Origin of the sequence: Paraburkholderia sp. Tr-20389, from assembly GCF_017104565.1 — a bacterium.
GTDB lineage: Bacteria > Pseudomonadota > Gammaproteobacteria > Burkholderiales > Burkholderiaceae > Paraburkholderia.
In genome coordinates, this window is the sequence record NZ_JAAGPD010000018.1 from 150838 (window position 1) to 172958 (window position 22121).

The window sequence follows — 22121 nt, forward strand, 5'->3', positions numbered from 1 at the left end:
CACGATACGGCATGTGCAACCGGCACGGGATGCGCGCTTAACGCAAGGTTTAGCGCGACATCATGTTCATGCTGACGTTATGCATGACCCACAGCGTACCGCCGATCACGATAACGGCCGTCAACACGGTAAACGCGAACGCGGTCACGTTCCAGCGCTGACCCGACGACGTGTTCATGTGCAGGAAGTACACCAGGTGCACGACGATCTGCACGAGGCCGAGGCCGGCGATCGCGTAGAGCGCCTGCGTGCCCGTCGCCCAGCCCGCCAGCACCACGCCGAATGCGGCTGCCGTCAGGATGACGGACAGCACGAACCCGATCATGTAGCTGCCGAAGCTGCCGTGGCTTTCGTCCGCGTGCGCCGAATGTGATGAGTGAGAATGGCTGCTCATTTAGATCACGCTCGCAAGATAGACAAACGAAAAGACACCGATCCAGACGATGTCCAGGAAGTGCCAGAAGAGGCTCAGGCACGTCAGACGGCGCAGTTCGCGCTCGCCGAGAGCCGGCGCGCGCACGACCTGAATCATCATCACGAGCATCCACACCAGACCCGACGTCACGTGCAGGCCGTGCGTGCCGACCAGCGTGAAGAACGCCGACAGGAACGCGCTGCGGTCCGGGCCTGCGCCCTCCGCGATCAGGTGCGAGAACTCGCGGATTTCCAGCACGACGAACGACGCGCCGAGCACGAACGTCACGGCCAGCCAGAACAACGTGCTGCCCTTGTTGTTCTTGTGCGCGCCGAGCATCGCGAAACCGTACGTGATACTCGAGAACAGCAGGATGGCCGTTTCGATCGCGACGCCCTGGATCTCGAACAGATCCTTGCCGCTCGGACCGCCGGCGAACTGATGGCTCATCACCGCAAACGTCGCGAACAGCGCCGCGAACAGAATGCAGTCGGTCATCAGATACAGCCAGAAGCCGAATACCGAATTGGACGGAGCGTGATCCGCGTCGTGATGCGGTTCCGCAAGAATAGCTTTTTGCAACATCAGGCAATCTCCTCAGCTTCGGGCAGTTGCTTGGCGATAGCCGCGCCCGAACCAGCGCCGTTACGCTCTTCGATCAGGCGAACCGTATCGGCCGGGATGTAGTAATCGGTGTCGTTATCGAAGCTGCGCGCGATCCACGTACCGATCGCACCAATGAACGCCGCGATAGCCAGCCACCAGATGTGCCACGTCAGCGCGAAGCCCAGCGCAAGGCTGAACACGCCGATGAAGAAACCGGCGCTCGTGTTCGACGGCATGTGGATGTCGCGGTACACCGGCGTCTCGACATTGCCGCGCGCCTTCATGTCGTGGAATGCATCCAGCTCGTGCACGACAGGGACGGTAGCGAAGTTGTAGATCTGCGGCGGCGAAGTCGTTGCCCATTCGAGCGTACGGCCATTCCACGGATCGCCCGTCAGGTCGCGGTTTTCCGGCTTGTTGCGGTCGCGGATCGAGACGACGATTTGCAGCAGCTGGCAGCCGATACCGATTGCGACCAGCACGGCGCCGAGTTCGGCGACGAGCAGCCACGGATGCCATGCCGGGTTGTCGTAGTGATTCAGACGACGCGTCATGCCCATGAAGCCGAGCACGTACAGCGGCGTGAACGCAACCCAGAAGCCGATCTGCCAGAACCAGAAAGCGGCCTTGCCGAGCTTCTCGTTGAGCTTGAAGCCGAAGGCTTTCGGGAACCAGTAGTTCATGCCGGCGAGGTAGCCGAACAGCACGCCGCCGATGATCACGTTGTGGAAGTGAGCGATCAGGAACAGCGAGTTGTGCAGCACGAAGTCCGCGCCCGGAATCGCCATCATCACGCCCGTCATACCGCCGATCGTGAACGTGACCATGAAGCCGATCGTCCACAGCACAGGCGTCGTGAACTCGATGCGGCCCTTGTACATCGTGAACAGCCAGTTGAACACCTTCACGCCCGTCGGGACCGCGATGATCATCGTCGCAATGCCGAAGAACGCGTTGACGTCAGCGCCCGAACCCATCGTGAAGAAGTGGTGCAGCCACACGAGGAACGACAGCACCATGATCGCGCAGGTCGCGTAGACCATCGTCTTGTAGCCGAACAGCGGCTTGCGCGCGAACGTCGAGATCACTTCCGAGAAGATACCGAACGCAGGCAGGATCAGGATGTAGACCTCAGGGTGGCCCCATGCCCAGATCAGGTTCAGGTACAGCATCGCGTTGCCGCCGGCTTCGTTCGTGAAGAAGTGCATGCCGAGGTAACGGTCGAGGCCGAGCAGCGCGAGCGTGACGGTCAGGATCGGGAACGCGGCCATGATCAGCACGTTCGTGCACAGCGCAGTCCACGTGAACACGGGCATCTTCATCAGCGTCATGCCCGGCGCGCGCATCTTGATGATCGTGACGAAGAAGTTCACGCCCGTCAACAACGTGCCGATACCCGAGAGCTGCAAGCTCCACAGGTAGTAGTCGACACCGACGCCCGGACTGAACTGCAGTTCCGACAGCGGCGGATACGCGAGCCAGCCCGTTTGCGCGAATTCGCCGACCAGCAGCGAGATGTTGATCAGAATTGCGCTGATCGCCGTCATCCAGAACGACAGCGAGTTCAGGAACGGGAACGCGACGTCGCGTGCGCCGATCTGCAGCGGCACGACCAGGTTCATCAGGCCGACCATGAATGCCATCGCCATGAAGAAGATCATGATGACGCCGTGGGCCGTGAAGATCTGGTCGTAATGGTGCGGCGGCAGATAGCCCGGCGCGTGATACGCGAGAGCGAGCTGCGTGCGCATCATGATCGCGTCGGCGAAGCCGCGCAGCAGCATGACCATCGCGACGATGATGTACATCACGCCGAGCTTCTTGTGGTCGACCGACGTGAGCCACTCGGTCCACAGATACCGCCACTTGCCGAAATACGTGATCGCGCCGAGCACTGCCAGCGCGCCGAGAATCATCCCGGCACCTGCGACCACGATGATTGGCTCGTGGTACGGAATGTCCGCCAGGGTTAATTTACCGAACATGCTTACCCCTTCGTCCCGTTAGGTGCACAGTTCACGTCCTTCATGTTGTCGATGACGTGACCGTTGTTGTAGCGGGCTACGATGTTGTTGAAGAGCTTGGGATCCACCGACGAGAAGTACGACACAGGCGCCTTCTCTTCGGGCTGCGCGACCTTGTAGTAGCGGTCCATGTCGAGGTGATCCGTCGACGCGCGCGCTTTCGCGACCCATGCATTGAATTCTTCAGGCGTTTCGGCCAGCGTGCGGAACTTCATGTCCGAGAAGCCCTTGCCGCTGAAGTTGGCCGACGTGCCGGCGTAATCGCCGGGTTCTTCCGCCAGCAGATGCAGACGCGTCTGCATGCCTGCCATCGCGTAGATCTGGCCGCCCAGTTGCGGGATGAAGAACGAGTTCATCACCGTGTCCGACGTGATGCGGAAATTCACCGGCGTGCCGACGGGAATCGCCAGCTGGTTCACCGACGCGACACCCAGATCCGGATAAATGAACAGCCACTTCCAGTCGAGTGCGACGACTTCGACGTTGATCGGCTTCACGTTCGACTCGAGCGGCTTGTACGGGTCGAGCTCATGCGTGCTCTTCCAGGTCAGGACGGCGAGGAACAGAATGATCAGTGCGGGAATCGTCCAGACGGCGACTTCGATTGCCGTCGAATGCGACCAGTTCGGACGGTATTCGGCGGACTTGTTCGATGCGCGATAGCGCCATGCGAACAGCAGCGTCAGGAAGATGACGGGAATCACGACGATCAGCATCGCCCACGTCGAGGTCGCGATCAGCGACTTCTCTGCGGCACCGATGGGACCTTTCGGCGCGAGTAGATCAAGGTTGTTGCACCCCGATAGCAGGAACGCTGGGGCAATTGAAACGAGACCGGCTAGCCGGCCCGCGATTTTTTTCATCATCGCGGCCCTCTACAAAAACAAACGAACGAACGCATGCATTTCCTTGCTCCTTTTCTAAGCGCTCGCATAATACGAAATGCACGTGTTGCAGTACAGCACTTTGATGCGAACGAACTATTGCGCGATCAAGGGTGAGACATAGTGTCGCAATGCCGCGCCGCAGGAATTTTTGGGACGCCAGGCGACCGGAAAAATGCCTTTGAAAGGATTTCGTAGGGAGTTGGTGGCATGCCGGATCCGTTCGGACGGCACGTAAAAATGACTGCGGAGGACGGGATGAACGATCAGTTCGACCTTCGGCGCTTCGTCGATGCTCAGGCACCTATTTTTGAGACGGCGCTAGCCGAATTGCGGGCGGGACGCAAGCAAAGCCACTGGATGTGGTACGTGTTTCCCCAGTTTCAGGGCCTCGGAGAGAGCCAAATGGCCCAAAAATTTGCCATTCAATCACTCGACGAAGCTGTCTCATATTTGCAACATCCGGTGCTCGGTCCCCGTTTAAGGGAGGTAACCCGCGCGGTCAACGAAGTCGAGGGACGGTCGATCGAGACGATCTTCGGCTACCCGGATTACCTGAAGTTCCGCTCGTCGATGACACTGTTTTCGAAAGCCGCACCCGACGAGCCGCTGTTCACGCAAGCTCTCGCCAAATACTTCGGCGGTGCGGCGGACGAGAGGACGCTGGCGCTGCTTTGAGCACAGTGCGGCACCGCTGTCGCAAGGCAATCCGGCACTGCACGACAGGCAGGCCCCGATAAGCGAACCTTAAGGATCGCGCGACCAGAATGTCCCGTCACGAAGCCCGTCAGCGAGGCTTCGACACAAGACGGGGCCCCACATGATTGCGATTTACGCGGCACTTAAAACGGCCGGTCTGCGGCCTACCTCCAGTCGGGCGTCCGTACTGAGGCTCTTCCACGAATTACCGCACGAGCATTTCACGGCCGATCAGGTGTATCGCAAGCTGTCGCGCGAACCCGAGCCTTGCAGTCTCGCGAGCGTCTATCGTGCGCTCGCGCAGTTGCATGAGGCGGATCTCATTTCGAGCGCGTCGCTGGGCGATGCGCGCATCGTCTACGAACTCAATCGCGGCCGGCGTCACTACCATCTCGTTTGCGGCCGCTGCGGCCGCATTCAGGATGCGTACGACCCGGGCCTCGAACAGCAGCAGGCGAGAATCGCCGCCGATCATCACTTCCACTACACGAGTTCGAGCCTCGTGATATTTGGCCGCTGCGAGAACTGCGACGCCGTGCCTGCGGCGGCGGCACCGCGCGCGAGCGCGAGTTGACGGACGTACATGCAGCGGTAGCGGCGAATGGCGCGGTAAGCTACGGGTTCGAAGCATCACGGCGATTGACGGAGAAATGACGCCATGCGTTTGCTGCTGGTGGAAGATGATGAAATGATCGGCGAGCCCGTCGTCGATACGATGCGCGGCGCAGGCTATGCAATCGACTGGGCGCACGACGGACGCGAAGCCGAGCTGTCGCTGGCGCATGACGTCTACGATCTGGTGCTGCTCGATCTCGGCCTGCCGAAAGCCGACGGCATCGACGTGTTGAACCGCTACCGCCGGCGCGGCGGCGCCGCACCCGTGATCATCCTCACCGCGCGCGACGCGGTCGAGAACCGCATCGCCGGACTCGATGCGGGCGCCGACGATTACCTCGTCAAACCCTTCGATCTCGACGAACTCGCCGCGCGCGTGCGTGCGCTGCTGCGCCGTCGCACGGGGCACACCAACCCTGTGTATGCGCATGGCGATCTGACCTTGAACCCCATCACGCATGAAGCCACGCTGAACGGCGACATGCTCGCACTCGTGCCGCGCGAATTCAGCCTGCTGCAGGCGTTGATCGAAGAACCGGCGCGCGTGTTCACCCGCAGCGAGCTGGAAGAAAAGCTGTACGGCTGGGGCGAGGAAGTGGGCAGCAACACAATCGAGGTTCATGTCCATAGCCTGCGGCGCAAGATCGGCGCCGAGCAGATCGTGACCGTGCGCGGCGTCGGCTATCGGCTCAAGCGCGGCGTATGACCTCGATCCGGCGCTGGTTGCTGGGCTGGCTGATCGCCGGCCTCGCGGTCGCGGCATTGATCGCGGCGTACGGAATCTTCTACACGGCGCAGCAGGAAGCGACCGAACTCTTCGACTACGAATTGCGCACGGTGGCGCTCTCCGTGCCCGCGACCATCGCCGGCACGAACGGATTCACGCAGCGCGGTCCGGACTTCGACGGGCTGGCCGACGACCGTCTGTTCATCGAGGTATGGGACGGCACGGGCCGGAGCGTGTACAGGTCGGTCGCCGGTGTCGTCGTGCCGCGCTTTCCGCCTGGTCTGCGCACGATCGAATACGACGAGTATCACTGGCGCATCTTCGGCGTGCAGGAAGGCGACCGCTTCGTGCAGGCGGCGCAGCCGATATCCGTGCGCGAAGATCTCGCGCGGCAACTCGCATTGCGCACGTTGTGGCCGCTCGCGTTGTTCCTTCCTGCGATCGTGCTGATCGTGCTGTTCGTGGTCGGCCGCGGTCTCGCGCCGATTGGCGCCATCTCGCGCGCGCTCGCCACCCGGTCGTTCGATTCGCTCGAACCGTTGCATTTCGAGGGCCGTTTGCCCGTCGAGATGCAACCGCTCGTCGATGCACTCAATGATCTGCTGCATCGGTTGAATGTCGCGTCGCAATCGCAGCGCACTTTCGTCGGCGACGCAGCGCATGAATTGCGGTCGCCGCTGGCCGCGTTGAAGCTGCAATTGCAGGCGGCTGAACGCGACGGCTCGCTGGTAGGCAGCAAGCAGACGTTCGAGCGTATCGAGGGCCGTCTGAACCGGCTGATCCACCTCGTGCATCAACTGCTGACGATGGCGCGCGAAGACGCGCAACGCAGCGCGCATTTCGAGCCGGTGAGCCTGCGCAGACTGTGCGAGCGCGCCGTGGCCGACTTTTCGATGCTTGCCGAGGCGAGACAGATCGACCTCGGGCTCGAGTTCAATCCTTCGGGCGGCGCGGACGACGTGTACAAGGTCAACGCCGAGGCGAACGGAATCGAAGTGCTGCTCAACAATCTGATCGACAACGCGATCCGCTACACGCCGCATGGCGGCAAGGTGGATGTGATTCTCGCGCGCAGCGGCGACGAGGTCAGCATCTGCGTGTCGGACAGCGGGCCGGGTGTGCCGGAAGCGGAGCGCGAGCGCGTGTTCGACCGCTTCTACCGCAGCGCGGGCAACAAGGTGCACGGCAGCGGACTCGGACTGGCGATCGCGATGAAGATCGCGCAGCGTCATCATGCGACGCTCAGCATGAGCAACAATGAAAGCGGTGTCGGGTTGCGCGTGACGCTAGCCGGGTTGCGTGCGGAATAAGGGCTGCTTCGGTGCCGCACATCCATGTGAGCAGTTTGCGATATATGCGCGCAAGACTCGCGCATTGTTCGTCATCTTCCGCTGTGTGCGCTTAGCAGATGCTTAGCGTGCGCGATGAAATTTTTCTTCCTCCGAAGGCTATCAAAATCGTAATCGCACGGTCAGTGTGAGGTCACGGCCTCCCCGCCAGAATGATTCCATCGGCTCCAGTTGCTTCGTCGTTCGAACGGACGGCGAGCCGGGCAGGAAGCCGATCGATCAATTTCGGAAAGGAGAACACCGTGAAGAATTCAATCTGTCTGATGATGGGTGCACTGGCCTGTTGCGTCGCGATGACTGCTTCGGCGCAAACCGTATCGACGGGCAAGACGCGAGCGGAAGTGCGTGCCGAACTCGTGCAGGCGCAACGCGAAGGCCTCGTGCCCGCGCCGAAGCACAACTATCCGCCAAGCGCAGAAGAAATCCGGCACAACGCCGAGGTTTACGCTATCCAGCATGGCGGCGGCGATACACGTACCGCGATGCAGACACCCGCGAATGCGAGCGTCGACAACATGCAATGAACGGCAAACGGGCGGCGTGCGCTCAGCGAAACGTCAGCACGAAACGCGTGCCGCGCGCGTCGCTTTCCGCATGGACGGTGCCGCCATGCAGATCCATGATGGTACGCACGATCGCGAGGCCCAGCCCCGTCGAACCCGGCGACCCTTGCGGCGAACCGGACGATGGCAGCGCGCTGCGTGACGGATCGACGCGATAGAAGCGGTCGAAAATGCGTTCGAGATGTTCGGGCGCGATCGGCTCGCCTTCGTTCGATACGGTGATGCGCACGCCGTTGCCGACCTCGTGCGCGTCGAGCACGATCTCCTTGTCGCGTGGCGTGTAGCGCAACGCATTCGCCAGCAGATTGCTGACCGCGCGGCGAAAGAGTTCGAGGTCGGCGGTAAGCATCGCGGCACCTGTGACTCGCATACGCACGCCGGCATCTTCCGCAACGCCTTCGAAATACTCGCCGATACGCGTCAATTCCTGCACGGCATCGAACACCCGCATGTGCTTGACGAACTGCGGATGCTCCGCGCGCGCAAGAAACAGCACGTTCTCGATCATGCGCGACAGGCGTTCGCATTCTTCGAGATTCGATGCGAGCAGCGCTTCGTATTCGTCCGCGGAGCGCGGACGCGCGAGCGCGACTTCCGTTGCGCCCCGCATGTTGCCGAGCGGCGTGCGCATGTCGTGAGCGAGATCGGCGGTGAAGCGCGACATCTGCTTGAAGCCGCGATCCATGCGCTCTAGCATCGCGTTGAGCGTCGTCACCAGTGTTTCGAGTTCGCGCGGCACGCTCTTCACGGCAATGCGCGTGTTGAGCCGGTTCACGGTGACACTCGCGGCGCTCGCGGCAATATCGTGCACGGGCCGCATCGCCGCGCGAATCAGCAGATAGCTGAGCACGGTGGTCAGCAGCACGCCGACGATGCCGTAGATCTTGAGCGTGTCGCGATAGTGATCGAGCAGCTCGTAGCGATCGCTCATGTTGCGCGCGATCAGAATGCTGACCATTTCGCCGTCGCGCAGCTTCGCGTCGGTGGCGACGCCGCGTATCGGCGCGCCCGTGCTGTTTTTCCATCCGACGATCGCGTCTTGCGTGATGCGATCCGCTGCAGGGACGCGCTGAATGGAGCGGCCGGCGGCGAGCAACGTGCTGTCGTTCGCGGGCGTCGCCATGCCGAGCGTGCTTTCGAGGTTGTGTTCGATCGCCAGTTGGCCGTTGGGATCGAACACTTCCATCGACATCCCCGGATTGCCGAGCACGATGCTCGTGATGCGGTCTCCATGCTCGCGAATGCCGCCCGACGTATCGATCTCCTCAGCAAGACGCCGCGCGTGGCGCGCCGACAGCACGATGCTCATGTCGTCCTGGGAACTGATTTGCTGTTCGAGCGCGCGATAGAGAAAGTTGCCGACCAGCACGAACACGACGAGCGTCGTCGCGCCGAATGCAAGCGCGAGCGTAGTGGTGATCGAGCGGCCGTGCATCAACCCGCTTCCTTGATTTCGAGCACGTAGCCCACGCCGCGAACCGTGTGAATCAGTTTGACGGGAAAGTTGTCGTCGACCTTGCTGCGCAGGCGGCGGATCGCGACTTCGACGACATTCGTGTCGCTGTCGAAGTTCATATCCCACACATAAGAGGCGATCTGTGTGCGGCTCAACACTTCGCCGTGGCGTCGCGCGAGCAGTTGCAGCAGCGAGAATTCGCGCGGCGTGAGATCGATGCGCGTGGTGCCGCGCTTCACGCGGCGACGGTTGATATCCATTTCCAGGTCGCCGATGCGGATCAGTTCGCTTTCGCGCGGCGGTCCGCGGCGCGCGAGCGTGCGCACTCTCGCGAGCAGTTCGACGAAGGCAAACGGCTTGACGAGGTAATCGTCGGCGCCGAGTTCGAGGCCGCGCACACGGTCGTTCACGTCGTCGCGCGCGGTGAGAAAGAGTACGGGTGTGGCGCGCGTGGCGCGCAGCGTCTTCACGACGGTCCAGCCGTCCATCCACGGCAGCATCACATCGAGGATGATGACGTCGTAGTCTTCCTCCTGCGCGAGGATCAGACCGTGCGAGCCGTCATTCGCCACTTCGACCGAATAGCCGGACTCTTCGAGCCCTTTCTTCAGATACGCCGCCGTTTTGGGCTCGTCCTCGATGACCAGGATACGCATCGTTGTGCTCCGCTTCGCTTGCCGCTGATTGATCTTTCAATCATACCGGCATGTGTGCGGACGCTGATTACATTTCGGTAATGTCCCCGCAGCCTCGTTTCAACGAAAAAAAGCGCCCCATAAAGGGGCGCTGTGCAACGACAAAACAACCACTGCGAGAAAAGAGTCAGTTGCTATTCGGCCGCCACTTCAGCAAGCGCTGCTCGACGGCAGTCAGCAGATAATCCGCGGCCAGCGCGACGACGGCCAGCACGATCATCGCGGCGAACACGCCGCTTGCGTTGAACGCGCCCTGTGCCGTCGAGATCAGCAGACCGATGCCTTGCTTGGAGCCGAGGAACTCGCCGACCACCGCGCCCACCAGTGCAAAGCCGAAGCTCACGTGCAGGCTCGCGAGAATCCAGCTCAATGCCGAAGGAATCACGACGGACGTCGTCACCTGCCGGCGTGATGCGCCCAGAATCTGTGCGTTGGCGATCATGTAGCGGTCCGCTTCGCGCACGCCCTGAAACGCATTGGCGAACACCACGAAGAACACCATCACCACGGCCAGCGCGACTTTCGACGCCATGCCGAGACCGAGCGCGATCACGAACACCGAGCCGAGCACCACGCGCGGAATCGAATTGGCGATCTTGATGTAGAGGCTGAACACGTCGGAGAGCAGCTTGTTGCGGCCGAGCACGATGCCGCAGAACACGCCCGCCACCGAGCCGATGATGAAGCCGAGCCCCGTCTCTTCGAGCGTGACCCACACCTGCGTCAGCAGCGGCCCTTGCGAGGTGCCGTTCACGAACCAGTCGACGATCTGCTCGAAGATCAGCGACGGCATCGAAAAGAAGAACGGGTCGATCCATTTCATGCGGGCCGACACTTCCCAGCCGCCCAGCACGAGAACGAGGACGGCGATGCGCAGCCCGATCACGAGCGCGTTGCGCTGGCGGATGCGCTTCTGCGCGATGCGTTCGACCTGCGCGAGCGAAGTGGGATCGAGCCCGGCAGGCATCATCTGTTGAGGCGTTGTGGACATGGAATGAATCTCTGCTTGGGTTGATCAGCCGATCTGCACTTCTTCGCGCAGGTCGTGCCAGATATCGCGCGAAATTTCGATGAAGCGCGGGTCGTAGCGGATTTCCGATGTGACGCGCGGACGCGGCAAGTCGATCTCATAGACCTTCTTCAACGTCGCGGGCCGCGCCGTCAGCACGAACACGCGGTCCGCGAGCGCGATCGCTTCTTCGAGATCGTGCGTGACGAACACGACGGAGCCAGCATTCCCCGACCACAGCTGCAGCAGTTCGTCCTGCATCAGCGTGCGCGTCTGCATGTCGAGTGCGGAGAACGGCTCATCCATCAAAAGGATTTCCGGCTTGTTGATGAAGGTTTGCGCGAGCGCGACGCGCTTTCTCATGCCGCCCGACAACTGGTGCGGATAGTGCTTGCCGAACTTGTCGAGCCCGACACGGCGCAGCCATTCGTTCGCTTCGTCATAGGCGGCCGCTTTCGAGCGGCCGCGATACAGCGGACCCGCCGCCACGTTGTCGAGCACCGAGCGCCACGGAAACACGGCATCGGCCTGGAACACGAAGCCGATGCGCGGGTCGATGCCGTCGACGGGCGCGCCCATCACGCGCACTTCGCCCGTCGTCGGCTTGAGCAGGCCCGTGATCATGCTGAGCGTCGTGGACTTGCCGCAGCCCGTGGGCCCGACGACGGCGACGAACTCGCCCTTCGCCACCGACATGCTGAAGTCGCGCAAGGCGATCGTCGCCTTGCCGTCGGGTGAAATGAAGCGGCACGATACGTTGCGCAACTCGATCGCGGGTGCGCCGTGCGGCCTGGATTGATTCATCGCGTGCTGCCCTTTTCGTTGCGAATGTGGGGTAACGGCTGGCGTCGCCGCTTACTTCGAAGCCGTCGAAACGGTCGACACGTACTCGTTCGAGTAGGTCTTCGCGAGATCGATATGCTTGCCCTTCACGGACGGATTGAACGACGCGAGCACCTTCAGCACGGTCTCGGGACCGTCGGCGGGCATCTTGCCGTCCTTCGTGAACATCGGCAGCGAGGCCTTCAGCGCGGTGACGTACAGGTCCTTGTTGCTGCCGTAATAGTCCTTCGGCATCTTCGCGGCGATGTCTTCCGCGCTATGCGTTGCGATGAAGTTCAGCGTCTTCGCGAATGCATGCGAGAGCTTCGTGGCGTCCGCCTTGTGCGATTCGGCCCACGCGCGCTGCACGTAGAAGCTCGATGCCGGATACGTGCCGCCCAGCGCGGCGCGCGTGCCTTCGATCGTGCGCATGTCGACCAGCACCTTCGCGTCGCCCATCTTCAGCAGTTGCGAAACGGTCGGCTCGGTGGTCATGCCGGCGTCGATGCGGTCCTGCTTGATCGCGGCGATGAAGCTGTTGTCTGCGCCGACGGGCAGCAGCGTGTATTGCGTCGACGGGATGCCCGCGCGTTGCGCGAGATACTGCGTGAGGAAGCTCGTCGACGAGCCGAGGCCCGTCACGCCGAGCGTCTTGCCCTTCACGTCGGCCATGCTCTTGAGCGTCGCCGATGCCTTCGTCGACACCATTTCGACTTCGCCCGGCACCTGGCCGAAGATCACGAGCGCCTGCACTTCCTTGCCCTTGCTCTGCAGGTCGATTGTGTGATCATAGAAGCCGACCACGCCTTGCACGGCGCCCGCGAGCAGTTCGTTTTCGGCATCGACGCCCGCAGGTTGAGAAAGGATCTCAACGTCGAGCCCTTCGTCCTTGAAGTAACCGAGCTGCTCCGTGAGCTTCGCGGGGAGATAGATGATCTTGGCGGCACCGCCCACCATGATCGAGATTTTTTCTGCGTGAGCGGTGGCGGAAGCGGCTGCGAGGGCGAAGGCAAGTCCGGACACGGCGGCGATCTGGCGGATGGTACGCATCAACAGTCTCCTTTAATGAGGCGCCACCCCGTTCGACGCGGCGCCATTTTTGAATGAGTGGGGCGATTATAGAAAGCTCAATCCTTCTGTAAGCTTTCTGGGCAGGCGGCAAAACATGGGTGTTAACCCGATGCAGGAGACGCCGTGGTGCCGACTTACAATCGCGCGGCAACGCCGCACGAACGCCTTTCATGCATACCGGTTACCGATGAAGCTGCTGTTGATCGAAGACAATCCGACGCTGTCGCACTGGCTCGCCCGCATGCTGGAGCAAGATGCATTCGCGCTCGATGCCGTGCAGGACGGCGAAGCCGCCGACCAGTTGCTGCGCACGAACCGCTATGACGTCGTGCTTCTGGATCTGAATCTGCCGAGACTGTCGGGCAAGAACGTGCTGCGCCGTTTGCGTCAGCGCGGCGACGCGACGCCCGTGATGATCCTCACCGCAAGCGGCTCGATCGACGAGAAGGTTGAATTGCTGGGAGCGGGCGCGGACGATTATCTGGTGAAGCCGTTCGAGGTTCGCGAACTGATCGCGCGCGTGAAGGTGATGATCCGGCGGCAGACGGCATCGACGGCGAATGAGGTGTCGTGCGGCGACCTCGTGTTCGACATCGACACGCGCCAGTTCACGCTGAAGGGCGTGCCGCTGAACGTGACGCCGCGCGAGCGCAGTGTGCTCGAAACGCTGACGCTGCGCATGGGCAAGACGATATCGAAGGCCGCGCTGATGGACTCGATCTTCACGCACGAGGATCAACCCAGCGAAGATGCGCTCGAAATCTACGTGTCGCGGCTGCGCAAGAAACTCGATGGCAGTTCGGCCGCGATCGTCACGTTGCGCGGTCTCGGTTATCTGCTGCGCAAGAAGGACGACGTCGAATGATGCCGAGGAGCGCCACATGACGGGCAGCCTGCGCATCCGCCTGCTCTGGTGGCTGCTGGTGCCGCTCGCGATCTACGTGTTCGTGACAGGCAAGGCCGAATACGACAACGCGCGCCGCACCGCGGATCTCGTGCAGGACAACACGCTGCTGGCGTCGGCACGCATGATCGCGGGCGAAGTCGAATGGGCGGACGGCACGTTGCGCGTCGACATTCCGCCTGCCGCGCTCGAAATTTTCGCGTCGCCGTATGGCGACCAGGTTTTCTACAACGTGAGCGTCGACGACGACAGGCTGCTTGCCGGCGTGCCGGACTTTCCGTCGAGCGCTTCGGCGACGGTCTCCGCGACGCACGACACACCCACGTATTACGACGCAGAGTTGCACGGCGCATCGATACGCGCGATCGGCTACGTGCGGCGCATGTACGACAACGGCGCGACGCGGCGCGTGCTGGTTTCGGTCGGCAAGACGCAGGCCTCGCGCGATGCGATGAGGCGCGAACTGTGGCGTCCGCAACTGGTGCGCCAGCTCGAAATGATGCTGCTCGCGGTCGCGCTGGCGTGCATCGGCCTCACGTTCGAATTGCGCCCGCTGCTGAAAGTGAAGGACGAAGTGATGGACCGCGATCCGATGCAGTTGGAGCCGTTGCGTGTGGATCGTCTGCATACGGAGCTACGGCCCATCGTCGACGCGATCAATCAGTGCATTGCGCGACTCGGCTTGCAGGTTGCTGCGCAACGGCGCTTCATCGCGGACGCCGCGCATCAGTTGCGCACGCCGCTCACGCTGCTCGATACGCAACTGCAGTACGCGCGGCAGCATCGCGAACTGGAGCCGTCGCTCGGCGAAGCGCTTGCGGCCATGCAGCGCAGCAACCGGTCGATGGTCGGACTCACCAACAAGTTGCTGCTTCTCGCGCAGGCGGAAGCGGCCGACTACACGCAACTCGCGAATCAACCTGTGGATCTCGCATCGATCGCGAAGAGCGTCGTCGAAGATCTCGCGCTGTTTGCGCAGAAACGCGAGATCGACCTCGGCGCGGAACTGGACGAGTCCGCGTGGGTAATCGGACACGAAGGCCTGTTGACGGCGCTGGTGTCGAATCTCGCGGAGAACGCGATCCGCTACACGCAGCGAGGCGGCCACGTGACGGTTGCCGTACGCGGTGGCGCGGCGCGCGTTGCGCTGAGTGTCACCGACGACGGCCCAGGCATCCCGGCCGAAGCGCGCAGCCGCGTGTTCGAGCCGTTCTACCGCGCATCCGCCGACACGGAAGGCACGGGCCTCGGTCTCGCAATCGCGCGCGAAATCGTGCAGGCGCATCGCGGTGAAATCGCGCTGGCAACGGGCGAAGGCGAAGCGCGCGGGCTGACCGTGAGGGTTGCGTTCGCGGCGGCATCGACGGTTGCGGCATGACGCTGCACAGCGTCTATGATTGATCTGGCAATACGTGGGCAATTCGCATGGGCGATAGCGCTGCCGACAACGCAACGCGACCCTCGCGCCCATTCCATTTTGCATCGTGTTCTTTCGTTAGCTAACAGCAAGCGGCTCGCTTGCAAGAGGTGGAGCGAATATGGATGCAGTCCGGACGTTGCTTGAATCGCAGCCGTTGCTCACATTGTTTCTCACCGTCGCGGTGGGCTATGTGATCGGCGAATGGAGCATCAAAGGCGTGGCGCTCGGTTCGGGTGCGGTGCTGTTCGTCGGACTCGCCATCGGCGGTTTTGCGCCGAAGTCCGCGCCCCCCGCGTTGCTCGGCACGCTCGGGCTGCTGCTGTTTCTCTATGGCATCGGTGTGCAATACGGCGCGCAGTTCTTCGCCGGGCTGTCGAGCGCGGATGGACTCAAGGCGAATGCCGCCGCCGTGCTCGGCGTGCTCGGCTCGGGTTTCGTGTCGCTCGCGCTCGGGCCACTGTTCGGCGTGAAGCTCGATCAGGCGCTGGGGCTCTTCGCCGGCGCGGGCACCAGCACGGCGAGTCTGCAGGCAGTGCTCGCGGTGCTGAAAGGCGAAGGTGCCGCAGTCGGCTATAGCGTCGCGTATCCGTTCGGCGTCGCCGGGCCGATCCTGTTTCTCTATCTGTTGAGCGTGGCGCTCGCGCGCCGGATCGAAACGCCGCCTGCGCATCTCATCGAAACCGCCGAGATCGCGTTGCGCAACCAGGCGTTTGTCGGGCTCACGTTTCCCGAACTGAAGGCACGCCTGCCCGCGAGTCTCGGCATCGTGGCCGTGCGCCGCGCGCATCACAACCAGTTGCCCGCCGACGATCTCGTCATGCAGACCGACGACGTGCTGCTCGCGACGGCAATGGACCGCGACGAACTGCGCAAGGCAGCCGAACTGCTCGGCGAATTGCAGCCCGGGCGCATGATGCGGTCTCGCGAAGACCTCGACTATCTGCGCGTGTTCGCTTCGAGCCGTGTCGTGGTCGGCCATGCGCTGCGCGATATCCGCTTTCCCGAAGGCATGGTGTGCACGATCGCGCATGTGCGTCGCGGCGACGCCGACATGCTGCCGACCCCGGATCTGATTCTCGAGTTCGGAGACCGCGTCGGCCTGCTGATCGGTCCGGGTCAACGGGATGCCGTGCGCAAGCTGTTCGGCGATTCGATCAAGGGCACGGCGGAGCTCAGCTATATCTCGATCGGCGTGGGCGCCGCACTCGGCTTGCTGGCCGGACTGATTCCGTTGCCCATACCGGGCGTCGGCAAGCTCTCGCTCGGTCTCGCGGCGCTGCTGCTGGTCGCGCTCTATCTCGGGAAGATGCGGCGTCTGGGCAGCCTCGTCTGGACGATGCCGCTGTCCGCGAATCTGGTGTTGCGCAACTTCGGTCTGACAGTCTTTCTCGCGCAGGTCGGGCTTTCTTCGGGACCGAAGTTCTTCGCGACGATCGGCCTGACGGGCATCTCGTTCCTGCTGTACGGCGCAGCGATTCTGATCGCGCTCGTGTGCATCACGGCCGCGTGCTGCCTGTGGATTTTCCGCCTGCCGTTCGATGCGACGGTCGGCGTGATCAGCGGCGCGACGGGCAACCCCGCGATCCTCGCGTTCGCGAACCGCATCGCGCCGACGGATCGCCCCGACGTCGGCTACGCGATGATCTTTCCGTCGATGACGATCGTGAAGATTCTGTTCGTCGAGATCGCTGCCGTGATCGTCGGCGGATAGCTTATTCATCTGATGAATGCGTGGCGTCGTTGCGCATCGCGCTACGCATGAAGGGTGCATGAGGGGCAAGCGTCTGTCGCGTCGCGGAGACACTAAAGCACGTGTTCGCGCGTGAATGATCGGCTTGAGAATCCGTCTCGTATCATCAAGTTCGCCGCGAACCTGCCGTAAAAGCGCAGGAACGCGACTGACGTCACCGCCATTCGCAGCCAGAACTCTCGACGGGCTGTACTCCGGACTTGCCGACCCCTTTACGCTGCCGAGCCATGATTCGCCCGCAGGACCCCGCACCGTTTCGTACCGATCCTGCCGAACAGGCCGCGCTCTCACGCTCGCAGTTCGACGCGTTTTCGCGGCAATTGCCGTTGCTGTACGTGATCCTCGTGATCAACAGCATCGCGGTGGCCGTCACGCACGCGGGCGTCGCGCCTGCGTGGCTTTCGATCTGGCTGCCAGCGGCCATGTGCACGGCGTGCGCGATCCGGCTCGTCGTGTGGGTGCGGCGCAGACAGTACCTCGCGTCGCTGACGGACGAAGAGGTCGCGGCGCGGCTCAAGACGACGGTCTGGCTGATCGCGCTTCTGGGCGTCGCCTTCACGGGCTGGGGCCTGTTGCTGTTTCCGTATGGCGACCCGTACGCTCGCGCGCACGTTGCCTTTTACATGTCGATTACGGTGATCGGCTGCATTTTCTGCCTGATGCACATGCGCAAGGCCGCGTTGCTGTTGACGGCCATCGTGATCGTGCCGTTCTCGCTGTTCTTTTCGCTGACGCATAACGCGGTGCTCGTCGCGATCGCGATCAACATGCTGCTGGTCGCGGTCGCGATGATTTTGGTGTTGCTCACCTACTATCGCGATTTCGCGAATCTCGTCGCGTCGAAGCATGCGTTGCAGGGGAAGCAGGCGGAACTGCAACGGCTGAGCGACGAAAACTCGCGTCTCGCCAATCTCGACAACCTGACGGGACTACCGAACCGGCGACGTTTTCTCGCCGATCTCGACACGCTGTTTCAAACGGCACAGGCGGAGCATGCGCGCTTTGCCGTCGGCGTGATCGATCTCGACGGCTTCAAGCAGGTCAACGATCTGTACGGTCACGGCGCGGGCGACCGCGTGCTCGAAGAAGTCGGCCGGCGGCTGCTCGACAGGTCGGGGCCGCGCATCCGGCTCGCGCGTCTGGGCGGCGACGAGTTTGGCCTGCTCGTGACGGACGTGCGCGAGCCGCAGGATTTGCGCGACATCGGCGCGGCGATCTGCGAGACGCTGCGCGCGCCGTATGCATGGCCCGGCGCGACAGCGCGGCTGTCGGGGTCGCTTGGTTTCGCTATCTATCCGGACGCGGGCGTTTCGCCGGCGCAGCTGTTCGAGCGCGCAGACTACGCGTTGTACTTCGCGAAGGAACATCGCCGCGGCGGTACGACGATTTTCTCGGCGGAGCACGAGAAGCAGATTCGTGAGCTTGGACAGATCGAACAGGCATTGCGGCAGGCGGACCTGGAGCGCGAAATGACGCTGCATTTCCAGCCTGTCGTCGACGTGGTCCGGGAACGGATCGTGTCGTACGAAGCGCTCGCGCGATGGAACAGTCCGACGCTCGGTTCAGTGCCGCCGTCGCTGTTCGTCAAGGTGGCCGAGCGCAGCGATTTCATTCACGCCGTGACGGTCGCGCTGTTGCGCAAGGTGCTCGCGACGATGCGCGAGTGCGAACCCGCCGTGCGCGTCGCCTTCAATCTGTCGGCGCGCGACATCGGCTCGGCCGAGGCGGTGGCGAATATCACTGAGATCGTCCGCGAGAGCGGCATCGAGCCTTCGCGGCTGACGTTCGAAGTGACGGAGACGGCCGTCATCCAGGATTTCGAGCAGGCGTCCGCTTCGCTCCACGCCTTCAAACAGCTCGGCGCGCATATCTCGCTCGACGATTTCGGCACCGGTTATTCGAGCCTCACGTGCATTCACCGGCTGCCTCTCGACAAGATCAAGATCGACCGCGGCTTTCTCGATCGCATCGACGCCGATCCGGCGGCGCAGGACATCGTGCGCAGCATTGTCGATTTGTGCCGCTCGCTGGAATTGACTTGCGTGGCGGAAGGCGTGCAGACGGAAGCGCAGGCGAACGTGCTGCGCGGACTCGGCTGCACGGCGATGCAAGGCTTTTACTTCGGCATGCCGATGCCTTTCGACGAGCAGTCGCTCGTGGCGTGACGAGCGCTCAAGGTTCGACGGATACCGAACGTTTCAGGCAGCGCAGCGCGAACATCGAGCGGCTGTCCTGAAAGCCGGGCAGCCGGTACAGCTTGCGCCGCAGGAATGACTCGTAGCCTTCCGTCCCGGCGACGGCCACCTTGATCAGGTAGTCGTATTCCCCCGACACGAGAAACGCCTCGACGACTTCGGGCAGATCGGAGAGCGCTTCGCCGAAGCGGTCCAGCGTCCGTTCGTCGTGCTTCGCGAGCTTCACCTCGATGATCACCGTATCCGGCAGGCCGAGCGCTTTCTGGTTGAGAAGCGCCGCATACCCTTCGATCACCCCCGCTTCTTCGAGCGCGCGCACGCGGTTCCAGCACGGCGTCGCCGACAGGCCGACGCGCTCGGCCAGCTTCGCGTTCGAAAGGCGTCCGTCGTTGCGCAGCTCGCGCAGGATCCGCTGATCGGTGGCGTCCAGTTTCATGCAGTCTCCGTTGCAGACGATTCGTCTTCATATTTCGATTGTGATGGTCGATTATTCTGCCATGGCAGCGGCGTCGGCAGATAAACAGAACGAATTTCCGAAATTGACCGCATACACTTTTGCGACGGAGTGCCGTGCGTGTTGCGCCGGCACCGAACCTTTAGCCGTGTGCATCCGCGACCCGGATGACATGCGGCCAGCCGGCGCGAAGCGATCGCTTCGCGCGGACTCAACTGCCTGCCCACAAGGAAGGAACACAGATGGACCGACTGACGACGAATTTCGCTGGAACGCTTTTCGGGCTTCACGGCGAACCGGCACACGAACGCATTGTGGTGGCCAGCGATGCGGACTCCGGCCTGCAAGCCGTGGTGGCGGTGTACAGCACAGCGCGCGGCCCGGCGTTCGGTGGCTGCCGCTACTGGCAATACGCATCGGACTACGAGGCGTATCACGACGCGCTGCGCCTGTCGCAGGGGATGGCGTTCAAGAACGCGCTCGCCGGTCTGCCGTTCGGCGGCGGCAAGGCGGTGATCCTCAAGCGTCCGGAACAGATGGATCGCACGGCGCTGTTCAAGGCGTTTGGCCGGCTCGTGGAGTCGCTTGGCGGTGTCTATCTGACGGCTGAAGACGTCGGCACGACAGCCGACGACATGCGCGCCGTGCAGAGCGAGACGGCCTACGTGAGCGGCATTCCGCGCGACAACGACGTGTACGGCGGCAACCCGTCGCCGCGTACGGCGTATGGCGTGTTCGTCGGTCTCAAGGCGGCGGTGCAGGTCGCGCTCGGACGCGACACGCTCGACGGCATTTCCGTCGCCGTGCAGGGTTTGGGTTCGGTGGGCTGGGATCTGTGCGAACGGCTGCATCGCGCGGGCGCCGAACTGATCGTGTCGGATATCGACGCGGGCAAGACGGAGCGTGCGCAGCAGATGTTCGGCGCACGTGTCGCGGATATCGCGCGCATCGCGTCGGTGGATGCCGACGTGTTCGCACCGTGCGCGCTCGGCGGTTCGATCACGGAAGCCGTGGCGGAGAACTGCCAGTTCAAGGTGATCGCAGGTGGGGCGAACAATCAACTGATGTCGCTGGCAGAGGGCGACACGTTGCATCGGCGCGGCATCTTCTACGCACCGGATTTTCTCGTGAACGCGGGCGGAATCATCAGCTGCGTGCGCGAATACCTGGGATCGGCCGACAAGCAGGCCGTGCTGGACGAAGTCGCGCAGATCGGACCGCGCGTGTTCGAACTCGCTGAACGGGTGAAGGTGTCGGGCGTTGCGCCGGGGCGTGCCGCTGTTGTCTGGGCGCGGGAGATGATGAAGCGCGTTTGATGTTGTGTCGTTGTTCGTTGTTCTATGTGGCGTGGGCGTTCGCGTGACGCCCACGCCAGAACAACAGGAAAGTTACGGATTGGCGCCAGTCGCCACGGGACGCGCGGGATTCGAACTCCATTCGCTCCAGGATCCCGGATACAACGCCGCGCCGTGCATGCCGGCGATTTCCATCGCGAGCGCATTGTGGCAAGCCGTGACGCCCGAGCCGCATTGCAGAACCACGTGCTCCGCCGACACGCCCGCAGGAATCACGGCGTTGAACTCGTCGCGCAGCGTGTGAGCGGACTTGAAGCGGCCGTCGTCGGTCAGGTTGTCCTTGAAGAAGCGATTGCGCGCGCCGGGAATGTGCCCGCCGACGCGATCCAGCGTCTCGTTCTCGCCGCGATAGCGGTCGGCCGCACGCGCGTCGATCACGAGGCGCTCTTTGGTGCCGATATTGCGCTCGACAGCTTGCGCATCGACGGTCACGGCAAGCGGGGCACCTGCCTTGAAGTCGCCCGTGGCCTTCGGCGGCGCGTCCTGCGTCAACGGCTGGCCGGCCGCTTCCCAGGCCTGCAGACCGCCGTCGAGTAGCGCCACGGAATCGTGACCCAGCCAGCGCAGCAGCCACCACAGACGCGCGGCGTACATGCCGCCTTGAGCGTCGTACGCGACGACCTGCTGGCCTTGCTTGAGGCCGAGTGCGGCGAGCCGGTCGACCAGCGTCTGCCGGTCCGGCAACGGATGACGCCCGTTGCTGCCCGTCTTCGCGCCGGACAGGTCGCGATCGAGGTGAAGGTAGTGTGCCTGCGGCAGATGACCTGCGGCATAGGCCTGTTCGCCCGCTTCGGTGTCGACGAGGTCGAAACGGCAATCGACGATGAACACGCTGCCTGGCGCGGCAGCGAGACGTTCGGCGAGATTGCCTGCGGAGATCAGCGTGGTGTAGTGAGTGTGTGGCATGACGGCTCCTGAGAGACTGACTTCGGCAGCGCCGAACTATGTCTCTAGTCTAAACAAAAAAGACGGGCCGAAGCCTAATGCCGTTCAGTTAAGCGACTGAACGGCATTTTGTTTTTGGCGCAAACCGGTTGTAAACGGGACGCGGCGATGTTAACTTTCATCGCCATGCTGGTCGATGATCTGCGCCTGCTTGTTGAATCAC

Annotated in this window: 21 protein-coding genes; 10 read left to right on the plus strand and 11 right to left on the minus strand. The window is 62.7% G+C overall.

Annotation, left to right across the window (positions count from 1 at the left end; translation table 11 throughout):
* Positions 1–49 precede the first annotated feature (49 nt).
* Genes cyoD through cyoA form a run of 4 tightly spaced genes read right to left on the minus strand, consistent with a single transcriptional unit; the run spans position 50 to position 3911 of the window.
* Complete coding sequence (cyoD, locus tag G3N95_RS18830) at positions 50–394, minus strand: cytochrome o ubiquinol oxidase subunit IV (RefSeq protein WP_205971605.1); 345 nt, start codon at positions 392–394, stop codon at positions 50–52.
* On the minus strand, positions 395–1000 hold the full coding sequence (gene cyoC, locus G3N95_RS18835) for a cytochrome o ubiquinol oxidase subunit III (RefSeq protein WP_205971606.1): 606 nt from the start codon (positions 998–1000) through the stop codon (positions 395–397).
* On the minus strand, positions 1000–3006 hold the full coding sequence (cyoB, locus tag G3N95_RS18840) for a cytochrome o ubiquinol oxidase subunit I (RefSeq protein ID WP_205971607.1): 2007 nt from the start codon (positions 3004–3006) through the stop codon (positions 1000–1002). Before cyoB ends, cyoC begins: the two co-directional genes overlap by 1 nt.
* Positions 3007–3008: 2 nt before the next feature.
* Positions 3009–3911, minus strand: coding sequence for a ubiquinol oxidase subunit II (cyoA, locus tag G3N95_RS18845; protein ID WP_205971608.1), 903 nt, complete (start codon positions 3909–3911; stop codon positions 3009–3011).
* A 276-nt stretch (positions 3912–4187) separates the two neighbouring features.
* Between cyoA and G3N95_RS18850 the strand changes: the two genes are divergently transcribed.
* From G3N95_RS18850 to G3N95_RS18870, 5 genes are all read left to right on the plus strand, one after another.
* Complete coding sequence (locus G3N95_RS18850) at positions 4188–4607, plus strand: DUF1810 domain-containing protein (RefSeq protein WP_205971628.1); 420 nt, start codon at positions 4188–4190, stop codon at positions 4605–4607.
* A gap of 142 nt (positions 4608–4749) precedes the next feature.
* On the plus strand, positions 4750–5202 hold the full coding sequence (locus tag G3N95_RS18855; RefSeq protein WP_205971609.1) for a transcriptional repressor: 453 nt from the start codon (positions 4750–4752) through the stop codon (positions 5200–5202).
* Positions 5203–5286: 84 nt separating this feature from the next.
* Positions 5287–5949, plus strand: coding sequence for a response regulator (locus tag G3N95_RS18860; RefSeq protein ID WP_205971610.1), 663 nt, complete (start codon positions 5287–5289; stop codon positions 5947–5949).
* On the plus strand, positions 5946–7280 hold the full coding sequence (locus G3N95_RS18865; protein WP_205971611.1) for an ATP-binding protein: 1335 nt from the start codon (positions 5946–5948) through the stop codon (positions 7278–7280). Before G3N95_RS18860 ends, G3N95_RS18865 begins: the two co-directional genes overlap by 4 nt.
* A 302-nt stretch (positions 7281–7582) precedes the next feature.
* Positions 7583–7843, plus strand: coding sequence for a DUF4148 domain-containing protein (locus G3N95_RS18870; RefSeq protein ID WP_205971629.1), 261 nt, complete (start codon positions 7583–7585; stop codon positions 7841–7843).
* A 22-nt stretch (positions 7844–7865) separates the two neighbouring features.
* Here the strand turns inward: G3N95_RS18870 and G3N95_RS18875 are convergent, their stop codons facing one another.
* The 5 genes from G3N95_RS18875 to G3N95_RS18895 all read right to left on the minus strand — a co-directional run bounded on the left by G3N95_RS18875 (position 7866) and on the right by G3N95_RS18895 (position 12914).
* Positions 7866–9317, minus strand: coding sequence for a heavy metal sensor histidine kinase (locus G3N95_RS18875; protein WP_205971612.1), 1452 nt, complete (start codon positions 9315–9317; stop codon positions 7866–7868).
* A complete protein-coding gene (locus G3N95_RS18880) occupies positions 9317–9994 on the minus strand; it encodes a heavy metal response regulator transcription factor (RefSeq protein ID WP_205971613.1) in 678 nt (225 codons plus the stop codon). Before G3N95_RS18880 ends, G3N95_RS18875 begins: the two co-directional genes overlap by 1 nt.
* Positions 9995–10160: 166 nt before the next feature.
* Complete coding sequence (locus G3N95_RS18885; protein WP_205971614.1) at positions 10161–11024, minus strand: ABC transporter permease; 864 nt, start codon at positions 11022–11024, stop codon at positions 10161–10163.
* Positions 11025–11048: 24 nt separating this feature from the next.
* Positions 11049–11846: an ABC transporter ATP-binding protein gene (locus G3N95_RS18890; protein WP_205971615.1), complete on the minus strand. Its 798-nt coding sequence runs from the start codon at positions 11844–11846 to the stop codon at positions 11049–11051.
* A gap of 51 nt (positions 11847–11897) precedes the next feature.
* Entirely contained in the window at positions 11898–12914 is a 1017-nt protein-coding gene (locus tag G3N95_RS18895; protein ID WP_205971616.1) for an ABC transporter substrate-binding protein, read from the minus strand.
* A 208-nt stretch (positions 12915–13122) separates the two neighbouring features.
* Between G3N95_RS18895 and G3N95_RS18900 the strand changes: the two genes are divergently transcribed.
* The 4 genes from G3N95_RS18900 to G3N95_RS18915 all read left to right on the plus strand — a co-directional run bounded on the left by G3N95_RS18900 (position 13123) and on the right by G3N95_RS18915 (position 19174).
* The gene (locus G3N95_RS18900; protein ID WP_205971617.1) at positions 13123–13800 is read left to right on the plus strand and encodes a response regulator; all 678 of its coding nucleotides are present in this window, start codon (positions 13123–13125) and stop codon (positions 13798–13800) included.
* A gap of 16 nt (positions 13801–13816) precedes the next feature.
* Complete coding sequence (locus G3N95_RS18905; protein WP_205971618.1) at positions 13817–15217, plus strand: sensor histidine kinase; 1401 nt, start codon at positions 13817–13819, stop codon at positions 15215–15217.
* 160 nt (positions 15218–15377) lie between these two features.
* Positions 15378–16970, plus strand: a complete 1593-nt coding sequence (locus G3N95_RS18910) for a TrkA C-terminal domain-containing protein (protein WP_205971619.1) — start codon at positions 15378–15380, stop codon at positions 16968–16970.
* A gap of 266 nt (positions 16971–17236) precedes the next feature.
* Positions 17237–19174, plus strand: coding sequence for an EAL domain-containing protein (locus G3N95_RS18915; RefSeq protein WP_205971620.1), 1938 nt, complete (start codon positions 17237–17239; stop codon positions 19172–19174).
* A gap of 7 nt (positions 19175–19181) precedes the next feature.
* Here G3N95_RS18915 and G3N95_RS18920 read toward each other — a convergent pair whose 3' ends face one another.
* Positions 19182–19640 (minus strand): Lrp/AsnC family transcriptional regulator, encoded by a 459-nt coding sequence (locus G3N95_RS18920; RefSeq protein ID WP_205971621.1) that lies wholly within the window; start codon positions 19638–19640, stop codon positions 19182–19184.
* Positions 19641–19900: 260 nt separating this feature from the next.
* Between G3N95_RS18920 and G3N95_RS18925 the strand changes: the two genes are divergently transcribed.
* Entirely contained in the window at positions 19901–20974 is a 1074-nt protein-coding gene (locus G3N95_RS18925) for an amino acid dehydrogenase (RefSeq protein ID WP_205971622.1), read from the plus strand.
* Between the two features lie 72 nt (positions 20975–21046).
* Here the strand turns inward: G3N95_RS18925 and G3N95_RS18930 are convergent, their stop codons facing one another.
* Positions 21047–21919: a sulfurtransferase gene (locus G3N95_RS18930; protein WP_205971623.1), complete on the minus strand. Its 873-nt coding sequence runs from the start codon at positions 21917–21919 to the stop codon at positions 21047–21049.
* Positions 21920–22121 lie beyond the last annotated feature (202 nt).

Excerpts from the sequence above, each read along its gene's own strand:
- cyoD (WP_205971605.1), bottom strand. The coding sequence starts at position 394 with ATGAGCAGCCATTCTCACTCATCACATTCGGCGCACGCGGACGAAAGC.
- cyoC (WP_205971606.1), bottom strand. The coding sequence starts at position 1,000 with ATGTTGCAAAAAGCTATTCTTGCGGAACCGCATCACGACGCGGATCAC.
- cyoB (WP_205971607.1), bottom strand. The coding sequence starts at position 3,006 with ATGTTCGGTAAATTAACCCTGGCGGACATTCCGTACCACGAGCCAATC.
- cyoA (WP_205971608.1), bottom strand. The coding sequence starts at position 3,911 with ATGATGAAAAAAATCGCGGGCCGGCTAGCCGGTCTCGTTTCAATTGCC.
- G3N95_RS18850 (WP_205971628.1), top strand. The coding sequence starts at position 4,188 with ATGAACGATCAGTTCGACCTTCGGCGCTTCGTCGATGCTCAGGCACCT.
- G3N95_RS18855 (WP_205971609.1), top strand. The coding sequence starts at position 4,750 with ATGATTGCGATTTACGCGGCACTTAAAACGGCCGGTCTGCGGCCTACC.
- G3N95_RS18860 (WP_205971610.1), top strand. The coding sequence starts at position 5,287 with ATGCGTTTGCTGCTGGTGGAAGATGATGAAATGATCGGCGAGCCCGTC.
- G3N95_RS18865 (WP_205971611.1), top strand. The coding sequence starts at position 5,946 with ATGACCTCGATCCGGCGCTGGTTGCTGGGCTGGCTGATCGCCGGCCTC.
- G3N95_RS18870 (WP_205971629.1), top strand. The coding sequence starts at position 7,583 with ATGATGGGTGCACTGGCCTGTTGCGTCGCGATGACTGCTTCGGCGCAA.
- G3N95_RS18875 (WP_205971612.1), bottom strand. The coding sequence starts at position 9,317 with ATGCACGGCCGCTCGATCACCACTACGCTCGCGCTTGCATTCGGCGCG.
- G3N95_RS18880 (WP_205971613.1), bottom strand. The coding sequence starts at position 9,994 with ATGCGTATCCTGGTCATCGAGGACGAGCCCAAAACGGCGGCGTATCTG.
- G3N95_RS18885 (WP_205971614.1), bottom strand. The coding sequence starts at position 11,024 with ATGTCCACAACGCCTCAACAGATGATGCCTGCCGGGCTCGATCCCACT.
- G3N95_RS18890 (WP_205971615.1), bottom strand. The coding sequence starts at position 11,846 with ATGAATCAATCCAGGCCGCACGGCGCACCCGCGATCGAGTTGCGCAAC.
- G3N95_RS18895 (WP_205971616.1), bottom strand. The coding sequence starts at position 12,914 with ATGCGTACCATCCGCCAGATCGCCGCCGTGTCCGGACTTGCCTTCGCC.
- G3N95_RS18900 (WP_205971617.1), top strand. The coding sequence starts at position 13,123 with ATGAAGCTGCTGTTGATCGAAGACAATCCGACGCTGTCGCACTGGCTC.
- G3N95_RS18905 (WP_205971618.1), top strand. The coding sequence starts at position 13,817 with ATGACGGGCAGCCTGCGCATCCGCCTGCTCTGGTGGCTGCTGGTGCCG.
- G3N95_RS18910 (WP_205971619.1), top strand. The coding sequence starts at position 15,378 with ATGGATGCAGTCCGGACGTTGCTTGAATCGCAGCCGTTGCTCACATTG.
- G3N95_RS18915 (WP_205971620.1), top strand. The coding sequence starts at position 17,237 with ATGATTCGCCCGCAGGACCCCGCACCGTTTCGTACCGATCCTGCCGAA.
- G3N95_RS18920 (WP_205971621.1), bottom strand. The coding sequence starts at position 19,640 with ATGAAACTGGACGCCACCGATCAGCGGATCCTGCGCGAGCTGCGCAAC.
- G3N95_RS18925 (WP_205971622.1), top strand. The coding sequence starts at position 19,901 with ATGGACCGACTGACGACGAATTTCGCTGGAACGCTTTTCGGGCTTCAC.
- G3N95_RS18930 (WP_205971623.1), bottom strand. The coding sequence starts at position 21,919 with ATGCCACACACTCACTACACCACGCTGATCTCCGCAGGCAATCTCGCC.